5 protein-coding genes are annotated in these 4,298 nt (G+C 42.4%); 2 read left to right on the top strand and 3 right to left on the bottom strand.

Annotated features, from left to right (window positions below; all coding sequences use genetic code 11):
- From VIP81_RS31710 to mutY, 3 genes are all read right to left on the bottom strand, one after another.
- Positions 1-530: DUF21 domain-containing protein (locus tag VIP81_RS31710; protein WP_331971626.1), on the bottom strand; the 530-nt coding region annotated here is incomplete at its 3' end.
- 136 nt (positions 531-666) lie between these two features.
- Positions 667-1,125, bottom strand: coding sequence for a single-stranded DNA-binding protein (locus VIP81_RS31705; RefSeq protein ID WP_079471287.1), 459 nt, complete (start codon positions 1,123-1,125; stop codon positions 667-669).
- 197 nt (positions 1,126-1,322) lie between these two features.
- Positions 1,323-2,396 carry an A/G-specific adenine glycosylase gene (mutY, locus tag VIP81_RS31700; protein ID WP_331971623.1) on the bottom strand — a complete coding sequence of 358 codons (1,074 nt, stop codon included), beginning with the start codon at positions 2,394-2,396 and terminating at the stop codon, positions 1,323-1,325.
- A gap of 219 nt (positions 2,397-2,615) precedes the next feature.
- On the opposite strand from mutY, the gene VIP81_RS31695 reads away from it, so the two are divergent.
- Positions 2,616-2,903 carry an HU family DNA-binding protein gene (locus tag VIP81_RS31695; RefSeq protein WP_073084475.1) on the top strand — a complete coding sequence of 96 codons (288 nt, stop codon included), beginning with the start codon at positions 2,616-2,618 and terminating at the stop codon, positions 2,901-2,903.
- Positions 2,904-2,927: 24 nt separating this feature from the next.
- Positions 2,928-3,770, top strand: coding sequence for a tetratricopeptide repeat protein (locus tag VIP81_RS31690; RefSeq protein ID WP_331971608.1), 843 nt, complete (start codon positions 2,928-2,930; stop codon positions 3,768-3,770).
- The last annotated feature ends 528 nt before the right edge of the window (positions 3,771-4,298 follow it).

Here is a 4,298-nt window from a genome sequence, read left to right as displayed (position 1 = left end):
TCAATGCTGCTGCTGAGGCTCACAAAGAAGTCGCTTACCGGCTCCATAGTGGCATGTACGAGGCTTACAAACCAGGCGAAATAGGTAGCAAAACGAATATTATTCTGGGCAGCCCATACCCGGGGGAGTATCTGGCCGAAGAACAGTAATATGAAGCAAATAGCAGCAATGCGTACCACGAGGGAAATTACCGGCAGTGTTTGCAGGTCTTCCATCTGGGTAACGAGGTAGTTGGTGATCATGATGAATGCGATCGTCAACAGGATACTGGCTATTTGTAAGGATGCGAGGAGTGATTTGGGCTTTTCCAGCAGTTTGGTAATCAGTTTGCCGGAGGCATTCTGCCGGGTTTTAAGCACGTTCAGGTCCTTATAGTTTAAGGAAAAGAAAGCTACTTCTGCCCCGGATACAATAAAGGTAAGCAGCAGTAGAATAAATATAACAAGCAGAAATACCACCACATTAGGGGTGCCAATAGGTGCGCTGGCTTGTAAAAAATAGGATACGTTGCTTGCCGAAAGGATGCCCAAGATGTTCAACTTTGATGTAATGAATCAAAAATAAGGGGAAAGTAATTCGTTCATGGAATTGCTTTCCCTGCACACAAATATAAGTAATGTCCCTATATGGGATTACGTAGGATCAAAACTTAATATTTTTTTGCAACTAAAAAGGCAGATCGTCTGCTGGCTCGTTCAATGAAGGGGGTATTTCCAATCCGGGGAAACTTTCTCCACTGCCTGAGCCCGTACTGCTATGGTGAGGTATGGGGTGATCTTGGTTATTGAGGTCCATGCGTTTATCCAGCATAACCAGGTTGTCTCCTACAACTTCAGTGGCAAATTTTTTATTGCCTTCTTTGTCTTCCCAGCTGCGGGTGCGTAAACGGCCTTCAATGTAAACAAGACTGCCTTTGTGCAGGTATTTCTGCGCCAGTTCGGCCAATCCCCGCCAAAGCACCACTGTATGCCATTCTGTTTGTGAAATGAGCTTACCGGCCCTGTCTTTGAACGTTTCAGTAGTTGCCAGCGAAAATTTGGCTACTGCAATATTCCCTTCCAGAAACTGTACATCCGGATCTCTGCCCAAATTGCCTATCAGGATTACTTTATTAACACCTCTCATAGTTGTAGGTTTTTTTAGTCTATTGTTAAAAAGTTCTTCTTTTAATAAATAAACAACCTTCTTAAAGTTAATATTTTTTTCCAATCGATAGTGAAAAATTTCTTACTGGCAGCCGATTGAGCCGGATTTTACCGTTAGCTACTATTAATGAAGTGGCTTAGCGCTTAATGTATATTTTTTATCTCTATGCGTGAAAGTTAGAATAATTGCAGGTGATTGCTTTCCAGAAAGGTGGTAATTGTTTTTGGAAAAGCATAATTATTCAGGCTGTTTTTAGCCACCAGTGTGTATCCTGGCAGATCAGGACGCTTTTTTACGGTAAGACTAATAAACTGACTATGAATGGTTTGATGGGTGAGCTGTTGTTTAAAGGGAGGGGATACCCGGTCTATTTCGAAAGTCAGTTTGCCAAAAAGTTGCTGAAATGCTTCGGAAGACTGTAGTGTCGTGAAATCTGCCGGCGCTGGTGTTTCAATGAGAATGAACTCATGCAGGTTTTGCCAGATATCGCTGTCGGTTCTTTTCCGGATAAAAATTTCTTCTTTATAGTTGACCAGCAGATAGTTGAAGTACCTTTTTTTGATTTGTAATTTTTTAGTTTTTATCGGGAGAAGGGATACTAACTGTTGGTGACAGGCTACGCATTTTTTCCGGAGAGGGCAGTCGATACACGCGGGTTGCTGCGGTTTGCACACGACTGCACCAAAGTCCATAATACTCTGATTATATTCCGAGGAGGCGCCTTTCGGGAGGAGTTCCTGGGCCAGGGTATCAAATTGTTTTTTGCCGGCGGTGCTGTCTATCGGGGTTTCGATCCCGAAATAGCGGGAGAGGACCCTGAAAACGTTGCCGTCGAGTACGGCGTAGGGGAGATTAAAGGCAAAAGAGGCGATGGCGGCGGCGGTGTAGGGGCCAATTCCTTTGAGTGCTTTGATCTCCTCGTATTGATCCGGGAACTTTCCATGATGGAGGTTGGTAATTTGGCGGGCGGCGGCCAGCATATTTTTGCAGCGGGCATAATAGCCTAACCCTTGCCATAAACGGAACACTTCTTCTTCAGGAGCTGCGGCCAGTTTTGCCACAGTGGGGTAGTGTTGGATAAAGCGTTCATAGTATGGCCATCCTTGCTCCACGCGGGTTTGCTGGAGAATGATTTCAGATAACCAGATGCGATATGGATTTTTTTCACCCTTCCAGGGCATGTTGCGGGTGTTCATCTCCCGGTTCCATTCCAGTAATTTTTCGGTAAAAAAATGTCGGGGTGATATCATTTATATATTATTTTAATAAAATTATTTAGTATATTGATATGGCAAATGCTGTACAAAACCCTATAAGGTACAACAGATACCCATTTCCGGGCCTGCAAATAAATATAAATTATCGCCAATACCAGTTATAAGAAAAAATGATAAAATTTATTTGCTTAAAATTCAGCAATTAGAATTTTTAAATTAACTTTGAGAGTAAAGTAATCCTCTCGCTTTCATATGAGAAAAGCTGATTTAATTAACAACATTGCTGAAAAAACCGGCATCCCCAAAGTCGATGTGTTAGTCACACTCGAGGCTATGTTCAAAGAGGTGAAAGAAGCACTTGCAAACGGAGAACACATTTATATCCGTGGGTTTGGAAGTTTCATCACCAAGAAAAGAGCAGCCAAGATTGGGCGTAACATCAAGAAGAACGTAGCTGTGGAGATCCCCGAGCACTTTATTCCGGCATTTAAACCTTCGAAAGAATTTGTTGCTGAGGTAAAGAAGCTTAAAAGTTCTTAATTTTGCAGCCTAATAATTTAGGCGATGCAAAAATCACAAGTTCTTCTGGTGGGTGCTGCGGTAGCACTATTGGTGATATTATTCGCCTTTGGCCGTACTGTGCCCCGGTCAGAAAAGAAACCTATGTCATCTGGCGCCCCTATGCAGGGCGGACAGGATGTGGAACCTATTGCCTTCTCTGAACTGCTTACGACAGCCAAGGGGAAAATTCCTGCTGAAAAACTTTTACAGGTAAATTCAATTGAGACAAATGTTATTCGCGGAGATGTTAAACTCCAGAAGATAGCCGCGTACCAACAATTGTACAACACCTGGGACAGCCTTAACCAGCTGCCCGTAGCCGCATATTATCTTGGCGAAGCCGCTAAGTTGGAAAATTCCGAAAAAAGCCTCACCTTTGCAGCCAATTTATTTTTGGCCCACTTGCAACATGCAGAAGATCCGCGTATAGCAAAATGGGAAGCCCAGCAAGCAATCACTTTGTTTGATCAGGCAATACAATTGAACCCGGCGAACGACACACTTAAAATATCACAGGCCATGGTGTACATGAACACCGGTGAGCCTATGACAGGTGTGGCTAAGCTAAGAGAAGTAGTGGCTGCACATCCTGATAATATTGACGCACAGGTTACTTTAGCTAACCTTGCTATTACATCAGGTCAGTACGATAAGGCTATCGAAAGACTGGAAGGCGTTGCGAAGAGTCACCCTGATAATGCGAAAGTGTTATTTGTACTGGCGGAATCGTATAGAAGCAAAGGAGATAAAAAGAAAGCGATTGAGCTGTTTGAAAAAAGCAAACAACTCATGACCGATCCGGAACTGAAGAAGGAAGTCGATAGTTACATTAAAAGTATTCAATAATATTATTTTTTCAATCATTTAAAAACGTATCAGCGTATGCCTTGCGGTAAGAAAAGAAAAAGACATAAAATTGCCACTCACAAGCGTAAAAAAAGACTGAGAAAGAACCGGCATAAAAGTAAAAAGAAATAATTACTCCAGTTTCCCGCCATTTATACTAATACGGTATTCTCCCGGCGCGGTGGTCGGATAAAAATTTTCATATATCCTGCATGATTCTAGCATTTACTTCTTAAATTGCTATAGTCATGCAGGTTGTTTCCATAGATCCCGCAATTGAATTCTCCGGACATTACCTGCAGTGATCGCTGAACCCTTAAGCAATCCATTCGTCACGAACGTGAAGAAATACGCTAACTTTATGGTGAGCTATTGTTTTGGTATGCAGTAAGCTGTTCTTACTTAATAGCCGTGTGCATAGCATAAAGGTGAAGTTTTAAAGGTTAAAATTTTGGACGCTTGAATAAGGAACTTATTATAAATGCGGCTCCCACAGGGGTGGAAATTGCGTTACTGGAAGATAAGAAG

It is taken from the genome of Chitinophaga sp. (genome assembly GCF_036566945.1).
Classification (GTDB): Bacteria; Bacteroidota; Bacteroidia; order Chitinophagales; family Chitinophagaceae; genus Chitinophaga.
Note: the sequence above shows the minus strand (reverse complement) of the source record. Positions and strands in the feature narration are given on the sequence as shown.

Coding starts and splice junctions, on each gene's coding strand:
- VIP81_RS31705 (WP_079471287.1), bottom strand. CDS start 1,125: ATGAGAGGTGTTAATAAAGTAATCCTGATAGGCAATTTGGGCAGAGAT.
- mutY (WP_331971623.1), bottom strand. CDS start 2,396: ATGATATCACCCCGACATTTTTTTACCGAAAAATTACTGGAATGGAAC.
- VIP81_RS31695 (WP_073084475.1), top strand. CDS start 2,616: ATGAGAAAAGCTGATTTAATTAACAACATTGCTGAAAAAACCGGCATC.
- VIP81_RS31690 (WP_331971608.1), top strand. CDS start 2,928: ATGCAAAAATCACAAGTTCTTCTGGTGGGTGCTGCGGTAGCACTATTG.